Origin of the sequence: Rhodococcus xishaensis (assembly GCF_004011825.1) — a bacterium.
GTDB lineage: Bacteria > Actinomycetota > Actinomycetes > Mycobacteriales > Mycobacteriaceae > Prescottella > Prescottella xishaensis.
The window spans coordinates 72,557-88,934 of sequence record NZ_RKLO01000001.1; the positions used below are offsets into that span (position 1 = coordinate 72,557).

Sequence of the window (16,378 nt, forward strand, 5' to 3'; positions counted from 1 at the left end):
GAGCCGATACCATGGTCTCCGAAGGTCTGTGCATGGGAACTCTCACAAGGGGATTTCTTGGCGGCCCAGTTCCTTCTTTTTCGTTTCGAATGACGCTTCATGGAGGGCCCGAGCCGCATGAGTAGTACCGGAGGGCACGTGCACACCGGGGGAGATGACCCGAACAAGGTTGCGATGCTGGGTCTCACCTTCGACGACGTGCTGCTTCTACCGGCGGCCTCGGACGTTGTCCCCAATCAGGTGGACACCTCGAGTCAGCTGACCCGTGAGATCCGCCTGAACGTCCCTTTGGTGAGTTCCGCGATGGACACCGTGACCGAAGCGCGTATGGCCATCGCCATGGCCCGTGCAGGCGGCATGGGTGTGCTCCACCGCAACTCGGCCGTCGAGGTGCAAGCGGCACAGGTCGAGACCGTCAAGCGGTCCGAGGCCGGCATGGTGACCGACCCGGTCACCTGCAAGCCGACGAATACCCTCGCCGAAGTCGACACGATGTGTGCCCGCTTCCGTATCTCGGGCCTACCGGTCACCGACGACGCCGGCCAACTTGTCGGCATCATCACCAACCGTGACATGCGATTCGAGGTCGACCAGAACCGTCAGGTCGCCGAGGTGATGACCAAGGCCCCTCTGGTCACCGCCCGTGAGGGTGTCACCGCGGAGGTCGCGCTCGGGCTACTGCGTCGCCACAAGATCGAGAAGCTGCCGATCGTCGACGGCCAGGGCAAGCTGACCGGTCTCATCACCGTCAAGGACTTCGTCAAGACCGAGCAGCACCCGAACGCCACCAAGGATCGTGACGGCCGCCTGCTGGTCGGCGCCGCCGTCGGCGTCGGCGACGAGGCCTGGACCCGCGCGATGACGCTGGCCGACGCCGGCGTCGACGTCCTCGTCGTCGACAGCGCCCACGGACACTCGCATGGCGTGCTCGAAATGATCACCAAGCTCAAGGGTGAAGTCAGTGACCGAGTCCAGCTGATCGGCGGCAATGTCGCGACTCGTGACGGCGCGCTCGCACTCGTAGAGGCCGGAGCGGATGCCGTCAAGGTCGGTGTCGGCCCGGGCTCGATCTGCACCACGCGCGTCATCGCCGGTGTCGGGGCCCCGCAGATCACGGCGATTCTGGAAGCGACTGCGGCCGCGTCCGCCCACGGTGTCCCCGTCATCGCCGATGGCGGCCTCCAGTTCTCCGGTGATGTTGCCAAGGCGCTTGCCGCCGGGGCGTCCACCGCGATGCTCGGCTCGCTCCTCGCGGGTACTGCCGAGTCTCCGGGCGAGCTGATCCTGGTGAACGGCAAGCAGTTCAAGAGCTACCGCGGCATGGGTTCGCTCGGCGCGATGCAGGGTCGCGGTCAGGGTAAGTCGTACTCCAAGGATCGCTACTTCCAGGACGACGTCCTCGCCGAGGACAAGCTCGTTCCGGAGGGCATCGAGGGGCGGGTCCCGTTCCGTGGTCCGCTGTCGCAGGTCATCCACCAGCTCACCGGCGGCCTTCGCGCGGCCATGGGCTACACCGGCTCGGCCTCCATCGAGCAGCTGCAGCATGCCCAGTTCGTTCGGATCACCGCGGCCGGCCTGAAGGAGAGCCATCCGCACGACATCACCATGACGGTCGAAGCACCCAACTACGCTGCCCGCTGAGCACACGACATAGCTACACAGCTAAAGCACACAACACAATCGAGAAAGGGGCGCGCGTGCGCGACCTCGTCGAAATCGGTATGGGCCGGACCGCCCGGCGAACCTACGAGCTGGACGACATCAACATCGTTCCCTCTCGCAGAACCCGCTCCTCCAAAGAGGTGTCGACGGCTTGGCAGATCGATGCGTACCGCTTCGACATCCCGGTGCTGGCGCATCCGACCGACGCTCTGGTTTCACCTTCGTTCGCGATCGAGCTGGGCAAGGCCGGCGGTCTCGGTGTGATCAACGGCGAGGGGCTGTGGGGTCGGCACCCCGACGTCGAGGACAAGCTCGCCGAGTTGGCGGAGTTGGCCGAGAAGGAGGTCGACCCGGACGCCGCGGTCGCGCGCCTGCAGGAGTTGCATGCGGCGCCGCTGCAGCCCGGTCTGTTGGCTGCCGCCGTTGCGCAGGTTCGGGACGCCGGTATCACGGTCGCCGTCCGTGTCAGCCCGCAGAACGCTCGTGCACTTACTCCGGAGCTGGTCAAGGCGGGTATCGATCTCCTGGTCATCCACGGCACGATCATTTCGGCCGAGCACGTTGCGCAGGGCGAGAGCGAGCCGCTCAATCTCAAGACCTTCATCTCCGAACTCGACGTCCCGGTCATCGCGGGCGGCGTGAGCGACCACCGCACCGCATTGCACCTGATGCGGACCGGCGCGGCCGGTGTGATTGTCGGTTACGGCTCCACCGAGGGTGCCACCACCACTCGTGAGGTGCTCGGCATCGGCGTTCCGATGGCGACAGCTATCGCGGACGCGGCCGCGGCCCGGCGGGACTACCTCGATGAGACCGGGGGCCGCTACGTGCACGTCATCGCTGACGGTGACATCACGACGTCGGGTGATTTCGCGAAATCGATCGCGTGCGGTGCAGACGCGGCCGTCCTCGGTGCACCGCTCGCGGTCGCGCAGGACGCGCCCGGCGGAGGCTGGTTCTGGCCGTCGGTCGCCGCACATCCATCGATGCCGCGCGGCTCGCTGCTGCCCGTTTCGTACGGTGAGCGTCCAAGCCTTTCTCGGGTGCTCAGCGGGCCGTCCGACGACCCGTACGGCTCGCTCAACTTCGTCGGCGGTTTGCGCCGCTCGATGGCGAAGTCGGGTTACTCCGACCTCAAGGAGTTCCAGAAGGTCGGCCTGACCGTCCGCAGTTGACCCACTCGTGGCCCGGTGGTAGAACGCCCGTTCGGTTGGACTGAGCCGGTGTGATGTTCGCCCATGAGCAGTTTGGGAGATTCCGGCCGTTTGTGAGACTGGCGGTTACAGTTAGGGTACTCTGAGCGCCGATCGACGGTGCATACTGGCGAGTAGCAAATCCGGTTCTTGGGTGGAGGTTTCCCATGGGTAAGCAGCGCGCAACCGACTACGACGTGCTCATCGTCGGCTCTGGATTCGGTGGCAGCGTCACCGCTCTCCGGTTGGTCGAGAAGGGGTACAAGGTCGGTGTGCTCGAGGCGGGCCGCCGGTTCGAGGACTCGGACTTTGCCAAGACCAGTTGGGATCTCAAGCGGTTCCTGTGGGCGCCGGCCCTGGGCTGCTACGGCATCCAGCGCGTCCACATGCTTCGCGATGTCATGATCCTCGCCGGTGCAGGCGTCGGTGGGGGCTCGCTCAACTACGCCAACACCCTCTACAAGCCGCCGACCCCCTTCTTCCAGGACCCGCAGTGGCGCGACATCACCGACTGGGACGCCGAACTGACCCCCCACTACGAGCAGGCCCGCAAGATGCTCGGCGTCGTGCAGAACCCGCACATGACCCCGGCAGACGAGGTGATGAAGTCGGTCGCCGAGGACATGGGTGTCGGTGAGACGTTCATCCAGACCCCCGTCGGTGTGTTCTTCGGGGACCCCGGTAAGACTGTCGACGATCCGTACTTCGGTGGTGTCGGTCCAGACCGGACCGGTTGCATCGAGTGCGGCGAGTGCATGACGGGTTGTCGCCACGGCGCCAAGAACACCCTGATGAAGAACTACCTCGGGCTCGCCGAGAAGTTCGGCGCCGAGATCGTGCCGATGACGACCGTCGAGGCGCTGCACCAGGCCTCGGACGGTACCTGGGATGTCGTGACCCGCCGCACCGGCGCGAAGGTTCGCAAGAACCGCAAGACATACACCGCTAGGTACGTCGTCCTTGCGGCCGGCACATGGGGTACCCAGCATCTGCTTCACAAGATGAAGGACACGGGCGCTCTACCCAAGTTGTCGAACCGGCTCGGTGAACTCACCCGTACCAACTCCGAGGCGATCCTCGGCGCGGCGAAGCCGAAGGTCGATCCGTCGGTGGACCTCACGAAGGGTGTGGCGATCACGTCATCGTTCCATCCGACGTCCGACACCCACATCGAGCCGGTCCGCTACGGCAAGGGATCCAACTCGATGGGCCTGCTGCAGACCCTCATGACCGACGGCGGCGGCACCACGCCGCGCCCGCTGAAGCTGCTGAAGGTGATCGCCGCGAACCCCGGCAAGATGCTGCGGATGCTGTCGGTGAAGAACTGGAGCGAGCGGACCATCATCACGCTGGTCATGCAGAACCTCGACAACTCGATCACCACATACACCAAGCGAGGCATCCTCGGTCGGCGCAAGGTCACCAGCAAGCAGGGTCACGGAGAGCCGAACCCCACGTGGATCCCGGTCGGCAACGATGCGACCCGTCGCGTTGCGGACAAGATCGACGGCATCGCGGGCAGCACGTGGGGCGAGGTGTTCAACATTCCGCTCACCGCTCACTTCCTCGGTGGCTGCACGATCGGCGCGGACGCCGACCACGGCGTGATCGACCCCTACCAGCGCGTATACGGGTACCCGACCCTCAGCGTCGTCGACGGAGCCTCGGTGTCGGCCAACCTGGGCGTCAACCCGTCGCTGACGATCTGCGCGCAGGCCGAGCGGGCCGCATCGTTGTGGCCGAACAAGGACGAGCAGGACGCCCGCCCCGATCAGGGTTCGGCGTACGAGCGCCTTGCCGCCGTCGCGCCGAACAAGCCCGTGGTTCCGGCGGGGGCGCCGGCCGCGTTGACGCTGCCGATCGTCGAGGTGATCAGTGGCCGTGAGAACAGTTCCGAAAAGGGCTCAACGAACGGCTCAGCGAACGGCGCCAACGACACTGCCGACCAGCCCGCAGAGGACACGGAGACGGGGTCCGGGGTCGTCTAGTCCCGTAACAGTGTTCCGAGCTGCGCATACTAGACTGTCCGGGTGTCAGATACCCAGCAGGACAGGCCGGTTCTCGTCGTCGACTTCGGTGCCCAGTACGCGCAGCTGATCGCTCGTCGCGTCCGTGAGGCGAATGTCTACTCGGAGGTGGTTCCGCACACCGCGACCGTCGCGGAGATCGCGGCGAAGAAACCGCTTGCGGTCGTCCTGTCCGGTGGCCCGTCCAGTGTTTACGAGGAGGAGGCGCCGCAGCTCGACGCCACATTGTTCGACCTGGGTGTCCCGGTCTTCGGAATCTGCTACGGCTTCCAGGCGATGGCCGGGGCCCTCGGCGGTACCGTTGCGCACACTGGTGCGCGTGAATACGGCCGCACCGAGATGACGGTCACGGGCGGCATCTTGCACGACGGCCTGCCAACGACGCAGCAGGTGTGGATGAGCCACGGGGACGGTGTCACAGTCGCCCCTGACGGGTTCACTGTGACCGCGTCGAGTGCCGGCGCTCCGGTCGCCGCATTCGAGGATCGCGCCCGCAAACTTGCCGGGGTCCAGTACCACCCAGAGGTAATGCACTCCCCGTACGGGCAGCAGGTGCTCAGCCGCTTCCTCCATGAGATCGCCGAGATCCCGGGCACGTGGACGGCCGCGAACATCGCCGAGTCGCTCATCGAGCAGGTCCGTGAGCAGGTCGGCGACGGCAAGGCGATCTGCGGCCTGTCCGGTGGCGTCGACTCCGCTGTCGCCGCGGCGCTCGTGCAGCGCGCGATAGGTGACCGCCTCACCTGTGTGTTCGTGGACCACGGTTTGATGCGAGCCGGGGAGCGCAGGCAGGTCGAGAAGGACTTCGTCGCTGCCACTGGCGCTCGCCTGGTCACCGTCGATGCGTCCGAGACGTTTCTGCGGGAGTTGGCCGGGGTGTCCGACCCGGAGACCAAGCGCAAGATCATCGGCCGCGAGTTCATCCGCAGCTTCGAGGGTGCGGTGTCCGAGGCGCTCGGGGAGAGCGCCTCGCAGGGCGAAACCATCGATTTCCTCGTCCAGGGCACGCTGTACCCGGATGTCGTCGAGTCCGGCGGCGGCACGGGTACCGCGAACATCAAGAGCCACCACAATGTTGGTGGTCTGCCCGAGGATCTCCAGTTCAAGCTGGTCGAGCCGCTGCGTTTGCTGTTCAAGGACGAGGTGCGTGCCGTCGGCCGCGAGCTGGGGCTGCCCGAAGAGATCGTCGGGCGGCAGCCGTTCCCGGGGCCGGGACTGGGCATTCGCATTATCGGCGAGGTCACTCGAGAGCGCCTCGAGGTCTTGCGTCACGCGGATTCGATTGCGCGCGAAGAACTCACCGCAGCCGGTCTCGACGGTCAGATCTGGCAATGCCCTGTCGTGCTGCTCGCTGACGTCCGCAGCGTCGGCGTCCAAGGTGATGGCCGTACATACGGCCACCCGATCGTGCTACGCCCGGTCTCCAGCGAGGACGCGATGACCGCCGACTGGACGCGTCTGCCGTACGACGTGCTCGAGCGGATTTCCACCCGCATCACCAACGAGGTCGCAGACGTCAACCGCGTCGTGCTCGACGTCACCAGCAAGCCGCCGGGAACGATCGAGTGGGAGTGATTTCCACCTGACCGCACACGAGGGCCCCAAGCCGCCGCGCGAGCTCGGGGCCCTCGTTCGTGCGGTTAGCGGCGTCGTCCCGGCGAAAGCACCAGCACCGCGCCGATCACTACGGCCAAGGCCACGAATAGCCAGCGGAACTCGACGTTCGCGAGCGGTTCTAGCGAAAACGGCCCAGCCAGCGCCCACACGCTGACGAGCAGCGCGGCCACACCGGCGAGGAGCAGGCCCACCGACGGACGCCGGCGCGGCTTGGGGGTGGACTGATCGGTGTCCGAGGTTCCGCTTTCCGAGTTTTCAACGTATTCAGCCACGTTCGACGCTCACTTCCCCGAATTTGTTGTCCATCTTCACCGTCAGAATGGGTCCGTCGGCGCCATCACGGCCGCCGTCGACGTGACCGGCGCCGATGCAACTTGCCTCTCCGACCGAAACGGAGCAGTCGGAACGCACGTTCATGTTCTCGGGAACGATCACACTGTATTTACCGAACTTGCCGTCGATTCGGACCTCGCGGTTCTCGGTGAGATCCAGTCGCGTGAGGTCGAGCGTGAAGTCGCCTGCTGTGCCCTCGTAGACGTCCGCGAGCCCGGACATCGATGTCGGGGCCCACACGTGTTCGCCAAACTTCGACTCGTCCCAGTCCAGCGGTCCCGCGATCGAGGCAAGGACGACGAATCCCAGCAGCGGGAACGTGACCACGAGCAGTCCGTACCCGCGTCGCAGGAAGGCTCCGAGCACCAGCCCGACGCCGATCACGGCCAGGGAGATCGCACCGATCCGGGCGGGGGTCAAGTAATCCGAGCCGACCGCAGACGAGACGGCCGCCGCCGCTGCCGCCGCGAGCACCGCGTTGCCGAGGATCACCGACGTGAACCGGACGCGGTGCCGTGGTCGTTCGACAGGCGGTTCCGGGGGTGCTGCCGGTTCGGGCAGATCCCAGGCGAAGGGCGCGACACCCAGCGGGTCCCACGCGGGCGGTGTCGGGTCGGCCTGGCTGTGGCGCGATCTTCCGGCGTTGTCCGGGCTGCCAGGGTCAGGGGATGGCTCGTAGTGGTCGGGCAGTGTGGTGTAAGGACTGTAGGCGGGAGGTGGGTACGCGCCGGCCTGAGCGGTATGCAGTGGTGCCACCGGGTAGCCGGCGATGGTCTGCGTGACGCTCGCCGGAAGCGGCGGCGGAACCGGCTGCCGCTGGTAGAGCAGCCACAGTCCGCCCAGCATGAGGGCAAAGCTGATGAAGACCGAACCGCTCATGCCGACCCCGAACGGGCCCTGATACACAAGATCGCCGGTGCTCAGCGCGATCACGAGAGCGACGACGAGGACCACGGTCTTGGTGCGGGACTGCGAGGTTCGGCCCCGCCCGAGGAGCGACTCGGCAGGCGAGACCTGGTCGCCGGGCTTGCTGAGCAGCAGCCATCCCGCAAGGTAGAGGATGATGCCGGCGCCCCCGAAAACGGACGAGATCACGAACGCGATCCGTACGAGAACCGGGTCGACCTGATACCTGTGGCCGATGCCTGCCGCGACGCCGGCGATGGGTCCCTGCTTCGGTAGCCGTACCGGACGGGTTCGCCACAGGTCGTGGAGTTGGTCCGAGAAGCTCCCGGTAGACGCTTCGCTGCTCATGGATCCATCCTGGCGACGCGACAACGTCCGGACCATCGGGAACTACCCTGATCTTTCCCCGATCCCCTGATCGTCACCCTGAGACAAGGGCGCGGCGTCGAATCTCAGGGTCCGGCCCTGATGTCGAACGCGGCGCGGCCGTGCCAGGATCGACTCTGTGCAACCTGTGGTGGACCCGAACCAGGCGGTGAGCCCGGCCGTGGGCCTGGCGCTGTCGCCGGTCCCGGCCCCCGTGGACGAGCCCCTCTACCCGAAACTCCGTCGCAGGGCAGGGGGACGGATTGTCGGTGGAGTTGCCGGCGGCATCGCCGATCACCTCGACGTCGACGTGTTCAAGGTGCGGGTGGCCTTCACTCTGCTGGCGTCGCTGGCGGGCGTGGGCATCGTGGCCTACGGGTTGTTGTGGGTCTTCACCCCGGTCGGCAGCGACACCGAGCGACCTAGCGCCTCCGAACGCCGTCGTGCTTTCGGACTGGCAGTGCTTGGTCTCGCGGTCGCCTCAGCCCTGGGTTGGTTGATCGACGGCACCGCGGCATCGGTTGCCGCGCCGTTCGTCGTCGTCGCGGTCGGCGCCGCTTTGGTATGGCGCGAGTTCGACACAGACGGGTCCCGCTCGGTCCTCGGGCTGCCGCAACACCCGACGGTGCTCACCTGGGCGCGGGTCCTCGGCGGCCTCACCCTGATCGTCTCCGGCCTCGGAGTGGTGATCCTCGCGCAGGTCGACATCGACGCGCTGCGCTCGTCCCTACTGGCCGTGGTCGTGACACTCGTCGGTGCCGGGCTGCTCACGGTGCCGCTGTGGCTCAGGCTGTGGAGGGCTCTCGGTGAGGAACGGGCCGCGCGTATTCGGAACGAGGAACGCGAGGAGATTGCGTCGCACCTGCACGACTCGGTCTTGCAGACCCTCGCGCTGATCCAGAAGCAAGCGGATTCGCCGCAGGAGGTGGCTCGCCTGGCCCGCGGGCAGGAGCGCGAACTACGTCGCTGGCTGTTCGGTGGCGGGGAGACGGCACACGCGAGTCTGTCGGAGGCCCTGCAGACCATCGCGGGTGAGGTCGAGGACCAGTACGGGGTCACGGTCCAGCCGGTCACTGTCGGGGACATCGAACTCGCGACCGAGGGGAAGGGGGGCTCGGGGCTCTCACGGGAGTGTTTCACCGCGCTGCTCGGCGCCACCCGTGAATCTCTCGTCAACGCCGCCAAGCACTCCGGTATCTCGAACATCGACCTGTACGCGGAGACCGAACGCGATCAGGTGAGCACCTTCGTGCGTGACCGCGGAGTCGGGTTCGACCCCGAATCGGTGCCGGAGGACCGGCAGGGTCTGGCCAAGTCGATCCGCGCCCGGATCGAACGTCGCGGCGGGCGGGTCGAGATCCGGTCGACCCCAGGGAAGGGGACCGAGGTGCGGATCCATATGCCGCGACCGGTGTCGGAGGGTGCCGACGACGAGGACGTTGGGAACGAGGCCGAGGTTGGGAACGAGGCCAAAAAGATGTCCTAGGCTGGGGCCGTGACTTCCACGGCCTCAGCTCAACCCACATCCGACAAGTTCCGTGTCTTCCTCGTGGACGATCACGCGGTGTTCAGGGCCGGCGTGCGGGCCGAACTCGGCCGCGAGGTCGATATGGATGTCATCGGCGAGGCCGGTGGCGTGGGTGAGGCCATCGCCGGGATCAATGCGCTGCGTCCGCAGGTGGTGCTGCTCGACGTCCACATGCCCGACGGCGGTGGTGTCGCGGTGCTCAACGGAATCGACTCGGGTCCGGTCTGCCTGGCACTGAGTGTGTCCGACGCCGCCGAGGACGTCATCGCGGTCATCCGGGCCGGTGCGCGCGGGTACGTGACGAAGACGATCTCCGGTACGGAACTCGCGGACGGCGTGCGACGGGTTGCCGGCGGCGATGCGGTGTTCAGTCCACGCCTCGCGGGGTTCGTTCTGGATTCGTTCACTGGGCGCTCGAACGTGCCCGAGCCGCCCCTGGATCCGGAGCTGGACTCGCTGACCCCTCGGGAACGCGAGGTGCTGCGACTGCTCGCCCGCGGCTACACCTATCGGGAGATCGCAGAGGAATTGGTGATCTCGGTCAAGACCGTCGAGACGCATGCGTCGAACGTGCTGCGAAAGACGCAGCAATCCAACCGGAATGCGCTCACGCGGTGGGCGCATCGACGGCGCATCGAATGAACTCTGCTCGGTGCGGACCCCTTGGGGTCACTGCGCCAGCGCGACGATCAGCACGACGACGAACGCCAGCACGATGATGCCGACCATGACGGCCATCGCGAGCGGTGCAGCCGCAACGATCCTGTCACGCAGATCCGTCGGAGCCTGCGGGCCGCTCACCCCCTCGGTGAGCTGACGCAGCCACGCCCGGCCGGCTGGACGGGGGACCGAACCCAGCGGCGTCTTCGGCTGCACCGCAGGGAGATTCGTTGCCGTCGTGGAGGCGATGCGGCGTCGCGGAATCCCTGCCGATGCCGAGCGGTAGGCCCACTTGGGGATGTTGCCGTCGGCGTTCATGACAGGTTCGCCGATAAGGAGGCCAAGCTTTCCCGCGGTGTCGGAGCCGAGGGCGACGGCGGCGAGCTCGTCACGTGCCTGCGCCATGGTGGGACGTCTCTTGGGGTCGGGTTCGAGCATGTGCAGCAGCGTGTCGGTCAGCGCGCCACTGCGGCTCGGCCGGTAGATCTCCGCCTTTGCCACTCGGTGCAGCAGCGCGATCGCGTCGTTGTCGATCCCGAACGGGGGTTGGCCCTCGACCACGGTGTAGAGCGTGGCGCCGAGAGAGAAGACGTCGCTGGCCTCGGTGGGGTCGCTGCCGCGGGCCACCTCGGGTGCGAAGTAGGCGGGCGTTCCGGTGATCACGCTGGCGTTGCTGCCGGCGTCGTCACCCTTCGCGCGTGCAATGCCGAAGTCGCTGATCTTGACGACGCCGAGGGCGTCGCCACGGTCGGCGACGAGGATGTTGCCCGGTTTGATGTCGCGGTGCAGGATGTCGGCCGCGTGCGCCTCTGTGAGGGCGGCTGCGATCTGTGCGCCGATCTGTGCGACCTCGATGGGAGCCAGGGTGTGAACTTGGCCCAAGGCCTCCGCGAGGCTCCGGGACGGCAGGTACTCCATCACGAGCCAGGGCTCACCCGACTCGACTGCGACGTCGTACATCGCAATCGCGTGGTCGTGGGACAGCTGCGCGGCGTTGCGTCCTTCGCGCAGGACCTGTTGTCGGAGTTCGTTGGCCTCGGCTTCGTCCATGCCGACAGTGGAGGTCACCTGCTTCACGGCGACCTTGCGGTCGAGGAGCGTGTCCTGGGCGAGCCATACAGCGCCCATACCGCCGCCGCCGAGCTTGGAAGCCAGCCGATACCGGCCTGCCATCAGGTAGTCGGGGCCGATGGCCGCTCGGCTTTGGCGGTCCGGGCGGGTGCGCTCCTGCTCAGTCACGTGTCCGAGATTAGTGGATCGGCGAGGTTTGCTTGACGTACTGGTCGAGACAGGCTTAACTAAATACATTCGAAAATATGTTCGAACATGTTCCGTGGGCTTCACGAAACGTCGTTCGGACACCGTGTGTCGCGCCTTCCCCGCGCACCCAAACATCTCGAAAACCAGCACGTGCGCGTTCCGGGGAGCAGATATGACCGAACCAGCCCGGCTGCCCACAGCGCAGGCTCTTCCAGCATCTTCGCTGTCCGGGCTGACTCGGCAACAGCGTCTCGAGTACCTGCGCCGACGGATCGCGGCGGTGCCGGGACGAGGTGAGGCGGCCGTCCGGCGTGAACCGCGGGATGAGACCGGCGCCGCGCAGGTGCTTCCCGTCCCGGATCCGTTGGCCGCGCTCCTGCCGAGCGGTGGGCTGGTCCGGGGATCGGTGGTCTCCGTCTCCGGTGCGACGTCGCTGCTGCTGGGGTTGTTGGCGACGGTGACGGCAGCGGGCGGGCATGCGGCGGTGATCGGGCATCCGAGGCTCGGGGTGCTCGCGGCTACTGAGATGGGCGCTCATTTGCGGAGGTTGGCGTTCGTCCCGGACCCGGGGCCGGATCCCGTGGAGGTCGCGGCGGTCCTGCTCGACGGCATGGATCTCGTGGTGCTCGGGTTGGATGGGATCTCGGTGCCGCCGTCGCGGGCTCGGGCCGTGGTCGCGCGGGCTCGGAGCAAGCAGTCGACGCTGGTGGTGACCGGCGGGCACTGGGGTGGAGCCGAGGTCCGGTTGGATGCGCAGGTGCGTGGGTACGACGGGGTGGGTGGCGACGCGGCCGGTGGACGGGGACGGCTGTGCTCGGTCCGGTTGGCGGTGCGGGCGCAGGGACGCTCGTTCCAGCCGCGGACTGCGTGTCTGGATGTGCGATCCACCCACGGTGGGGTCGAGTGGGTGCCCGAGGTCGTCACGCTGACCCCGGACGCACTGGCCCCGGACGCACTGACCCCAGATGCATTGACGCAGGATGCGGTGGCCCGATGAACGCGCGGGTGCTGGCGGTGTGGTGCCCGGACTGGCCGGCCGTGGCCGCGGCCGTGGCGGCGGACCTACCGGCCACGCGCCCGGTAGCGGTGCTGCACGCCAACCGCGTGGTCGCGTGCTCGACGCAGGCGCGGGCCGCGGGGGTGCGCCGTGGACTGCGGCGCCGGGAGGCGCAGGCGCGGTGTCCGGAGCTGCATGTGGCACAGTCCGATCCGGAGCGCGATGCGCGGCTGTTCGAGTCCGTGGTCGCCGCCGTCGACGAGGCGGTTCCCGGTGTGGAGATCCTGCGTCCCGGGCTCCTGGTACTGGCAGCACGTGGTGCGAGCCGGTACTTCGGATCGGAGGAGGCTGCGGCCGAGCGACTCGTCGATGTGGTGGCCGCCGCCGGTGCGGAGTGTCAGATCGGAACTGCCGACGAACTGTCCACCGCGGTGATCGCGGCCCGCCACGGCGAGCTGGTTCCCGCCGGCGAGGGGGCGCAGTTCCTGGCGCCGCTCCCGATTGCCGAGATCGCTGCCGAGCCCAGTCTCGCTGCGCCGGATCGCGGAGACTTGGCCGATCTGCTGCGCCGACTCGGGCTGCGCACCATCGGGGACTTCGCGGCGCTGTCGCCGGTGGACGTGACATCGCGGTTCGGTGCCGACGCGGTCCTCGCGCACCGGGCCGCCCGCGCCGAGCCGGAACGTCCGCCGTCGGCCCGGGCACTGCCCCCGGACCTGGAAGTGGAGCAGCAGTTCGATCCGCCGATCGAGCGGGTCGATGCGGCGGCCTTCGCGGGACGCGGGTTGGCCGAGCGGCTGCACGCGAAATTGTCGGGTGCGGGAGTGGCGTGCACCCGGCTGCAGGTGTCGGCGAACACCGGGAACGGGGAACAGCTGACCCGGGTCTGGCGGTGCGCGGAGCCGCTGACTCCCGAGGGCACCGCGGATCGGGTGCGGTGGCAGTTGGACGGCTGGCTCACCGGACGCAGCGAGCCCCGGCCTACGGCAGGGATCACCGTGCTGCGCCTCGAGCCGGTGGAAGTGGTGGCGGTCGGGGCTCTGCAGTTGGGGCTGTGGGGGGGCGTCGGAGAGGAGGACGAGCGGGCCAGGCGGGCCCTGACCCGTGTTCAGGGACTGCTCGGTGGCGATGCGGTCCGGGTGGGGGTGCACAGCGGAGGACGGGGGCCGATCGAGCGAATCACCCTGGTGTCGTTGGGTGACGAGCTGGTTCCGGCTGCCGATCCGGCGGCACCGTGGCCGGGCCGGCTACCCGAACCGGCGCCATCGACCGTGCTGCCGAACCTTCCCGTGGTGTCGCTCGAAGACGGCTCGGGTGTCGCGGTGGGCGTCACCGAGCGGGGGGAGTTCACCGCGCCGCCCACAAGATTGCGGTGGGGGAGTCGGACATGGGGCGTGCAGGGCTGGGCGGGGCCGTGGCCGGTGGACGAGCGGTGGTGGGACACCGCAGCAGCACAGCACGCCGCGCGAGTACAGGTGCTGCTCGCCGAGTCGCGGGCATTGCTTCTGATCTGCGTGGGAGGAAGGTGGGGCGTGGAGGGAATCTACGAGTAGTCGCAGATATTTTGCGATTACCCCCGGGGGGTATATGTTGGGAAGCATGAACCCAAATGGAGAAGCAGGTCACGATCACCACGTGACGGATGCTCTCGATCGCCACGATGAGCATTCGGTCGGCCATTCTGATCATTCCGGCCATCAGGGGCACGGGGGGCACGGCGACCACGCCGCCGCCGGTCACCAGGAGCATGCTGCGCACCAGGGACACGGTGGGCACCAGGGACACGGCGACCACGTCGCCCAGTTCCGCAGCCTCTTCTGGATCATGCTGATCCTGTCGATCCCCGTGGTCGGAGCGAACACGATGTTCGCCGACCTCGTCGGATACACGCTGCCGGACAACCCCGCCGTGGAGTGGATCTCGCCGCTACTCGGCACGGTCGTGTTCGTATGGGGTGGGCGTCCATTCCTCACCGGAGCGGTGAGCGAGATCCGGACGCGGCAGCCAGGCATGATGCTGCTCATCTCGCTGGCGATCACCGTCGCGTTCGTGTCGTCGTGGGGATCGAGCCTCGGGGTGCTCAGCCACGAGCTCAACTTCTGGTGGGAGTTGGCCCTTCTAGTTGTGATCATGCTGCTCGGGCACTGGATCGAGATGAGATCACTCGGGCAGGCCTCGAGCGCGCTGGACTCGCTCGCAGCGCTGCTGCCCGACGAGGCCGAACGCATCGACACCGACGGCACCATCACCACCGTGCCGACCGCAGAACTGGTCACCGGTGACATCGTCATGGTCCGCCCGGGTGGGCGCATCCCCGCAGACGGCAGGATCGTCGAGGGCGCCGGTGACCTCGACGAATCGATGATTACCGGAGAGTCGCGCACGGTGCGCCGCGAATTGGGCGACACGGTCGTGGCGGGAACGGTCTCGACGGACTCGGCGCTGCGTGTCGAGATCACCGCGGTCGGCGACGACACCGCGCTCGCCGGCATTCAGCGGCTTGTCGCGGAGGCCCAGAACTCGTCGTCACGCGCCCAGGTCCTGGCCGACAAGGCCGCAGCATTGCTGTTCTGGTTCGCGCTCGGTGCGGCCGTCATCACGTTGGTGGTGTGGTCGATCTTCGGGACCCCGGACGACGCGATCACTCGCACCATCACGGTTCTGGTCATCGCATGCCCGCACGCGCTCGGGCTGGCGATCCCGCTCGTAGTGTCGATCGCCACCGAACGCGCAGCTCGAGCCGGCGTGCTCATCACCGACCGGCGCGCGCTCGAAGCGATGCGCACCGTCGACACCGTGCTGTTCGACAAGACCGGAACCCTCACCAAGGGCGAACCGGCAGTCATCGCGACCAGCGCCGTGCCCGGCGAGGACGAGAACACCCTCGTCGCGTTGGCCGCGGCCGTCGAACGCGCCAGCGAACACCCACTCGGCCGGGCGATCGTCGCGGCGGCCGAGCAGCGGGAACTGCGTATCCCGGAGGTGAGCGAGTTCCAGGCCCGCAACGGGGTCGGCGTCACTGCGACCGTCGACGGCGCACAGGTGAGCGTCGGTGGTCCGGGGATGCTCGCCAGCCACGATGCGTCCGCGCTTCCGGTGTCGGAAGAGTGGGCGGCGCAGGGGTCGACCGTTCTGCACGTCCTGCGAGACGGGCAGGTAATCGGTGCGCTCGCGCTGGCCGACGAGATCCGCCCCGAATCACGGGACGCGATCGCGGCGCTGCACGCCCGCGGTGTGCAGGTGGTGATGCTGACCGGTGACGCCCACGCCGTGGCGCGGGCCGTGGGCGACGACCTCGGCATCGACGACGTGATCGCCGGGGTGCTACCGCAGGACAAGGGCGCGAAGGTCAAGGAACTGCAGGCTTCGGGACGCCGGGTCGCGATGGTGGGTGACGGCGTCAATGACGCGCCCGCCCTCGCCCAGGCCGATGTCGGGATCGCGATCGGTGCAGGTACCGACGTGGCGATCGCTTCGGCCGGTGTGGTCCTCGTCGGTGACGATCCACGCGCCGTGGTGTCGGTGATCGAGTTGTCGCATGCCACGTACCGGAAGATGGTGCAAAACCTCGTCTGGGCCGCGGGCTACAACGTGATCTCGGTGCCGCTCGCGGCGGGTGTGCTTGCTTCTGTCGGATTCGTCCTTCCGATGGAGGTGGGCGCGATCCTGATGTCGGCATCGACGGTTGTGGTCGCCGCCAACGCACAGCTGCTGCGCCGGTTGGATCTGGCACCACAGCGACTGACCCGTCCGGTCCGCGAGCGGGAGCACGATTACGCCCGATAACCGACGGCCGCGTTAGCGGGGCGGAGTGTCAGCCCGCGTGGCA

General features: G+C 67.6%; 12 protein-coding genes. 9 read left to right on the top strand and 3 right to left on the bottom strand.

From position 1 onward, the window contains the following. Window positions 1-117 precede the first annotated feature (117 nt). The 4 genes from guaB (at window position 118) to guaA (ending at window position 6,457) form a co-directional block, all read left to right on the top strand. On the top strand, window positions 118-1,641 hold the full coding sequence (gene guaB / locus EGT50_RS00435; protein ID WP_127950660.1) for an IMP dehydrogenase: 1,524 nt from the start codon (window positions 118-120) through the stop codon (window positions 1,639-1,641). Between the two features lie 56 nt (window positions 1,642-1,697). Then, window positions 1,698-2,837 carry a GuaB3 family IMP dehydrogenase-related protein gene (locus EGT50_RS00440; protein ID WP_127950661.1) on the top strand — a complete coding sequence of 380 codons (1,140 nt, stop codon included), beginning with the start codon at window positions 1,698-1,700 and terminating at the stop codon, window positions 2,835-2,837. Window positions 2,838-3,022: 185 nt separating this feature from the next. Then, entirely contained in the window at window positions 3,023-4,843 is a 1,821-nt protein-coding gene (locus EGT50_RS00445) for a GMC family oxidoreductase N-terminal domain-containing protein (protein WP_127950662.1), read from the top strand. A 42-nt stretch (window positions 4,844-4,885) separates the two neighbouring features. Then, the gene (gene guaA, locus EGT50_RS00450; RefSeq protein ID WP_127950663.1) at window positions 4,886-6,457 is read left to right on the top strand and encodes a glutamine-hydrolyzing GMP synthase; all 1,572 of its coding nucleotides are present in this window, start codon (window positions 4,886-4,888) and stop codon (window positions 6,455-6,457) included. A gap of 65 nt (window positions 6,458-6,522) precedes the next feature. Here the strand turns inward: guaA and EGT50_RS00455 are convergent, their stop codons facing one another. Both EGT50_RS00455 and EGT50_RS00460 read right to left on the bottom strand, forming a co-directional pair. Next, window positions 6,523-6,771: a hypothetical protein gene (locus tag EGT50_RS00455; RefSeq protein ID WP_127950664.1), complete on the bottom strand. Its 249-nt coding sequence runs from the start codon at window positions 6,769-6,771 to the stop codon at window positions 6,523-6,525. Continuing rightward, the gene (locus EGT50_RS00460) at window positions 6,764-8,086 is read right to left on the bottom strand and encodes a PspC domain-containing protein (protein WP_127950665.1); all 1,323 of its coding nucleotides are present in this window, start codon (window positions 8,084-8,086) and stop codon (window positions 6,764-6,766) included. Before EGT50_RS00460 ends, EGT50_RS00455 begins: the two co-directional genes overlap by 8 nt. A gap of 199 nt (window positions 8,087-8,285) precedes the next feature. Between EGT50_RS00460 and EGT50_RS00465 the strand changes: the two genes are divergently transcribed. Both EGT50_RS00465 and EGT50_RS00470 read left to right on the top strand, forming a co-directional pair. Continuing rightward, entirely contained in the window at window positions 8,286-9,590 is a 1,305-nt protein-coding gene (locus EGT50_RS00465; RefSeq protein ID WP_408014593.1) for an ATP-binding protein, read from the top strand. Window positions 9,591-9,599: 9 nt separating this feature from the next. Further along, window positions 9,600-10,274 carry a LuxR C-terminal-related transcriptional regulator gene (locus EGT50_RS00470; RefSeq protein WP_127950666.1) on the top strand — a complete coding sequence of 225 codons (675 nt, stop codon included), beginning with the start codon at window positions 9,600-9,602 and terminating at the stop codon, window positions 10,272-10,274. A gap of 27 nt (window positions 10,275-10,301) precedes the next feature. On the opposite strand, the gene EGT50_RS00475 is transcribed toward EGT50_RS00470, so the two are convergent. Then, a complete protein-coding gene (locus tag EGT50_RS00475) occupies window positions 10,302-11,465 on the bottom strand; it encodes a serine/threonine-protein kinase (RefSeq protein ID WP_235870548.1) in 1,164 nt (387 codons plus the stop codon). Window positions 11,466-11,724: 259 nt separating this feature from the next. On the opposite strand from EGT50_RS00475, the gene EGT50_RS00480 reads away from it, so the two are divergent. From EGT50_RS00480 to EGT50_RS00490, 3 genes are read left to right on the top strand one after another with little or no spacing between them, the layout of a single operon-like run. Beyond that, window positions 11,725-12,549: a hypothetical protein gene (locus EGT50_RS00480; protein WP_235870498.1), complete on the top strand. Its 825-nt coding sequence runs from the start codon at window positions 11,725-11,727 to the stop codon at window positions 12,547-12,549. Further along, entirely contained in the window at window positions 12,546-14,102 is a 1,557-nt protein-coding gene (locus tag EGT50_RS00485) for a DNA polymerase Y family protein (RefSeq protein WP_127950668.1), read from the top strand. Before EGT50_RS00480 ends, EGT50_RS00485 begins: the two co-directional genes overlap by 4 nt. Window positions 14,103-14,148: 46 nt before the next feature. Continuing rightward, entirely contained in the window at window positions 14,149-16,335 is a 2,187-nt protein-coding gene (locus EGT50_RS00490; RefSeq protein WP_127950669.1) for a heavy metal translocating P-type ATPase, read from the top strand. Window positions 16,336-16,378: the final 43 nt, after the last annotated feature.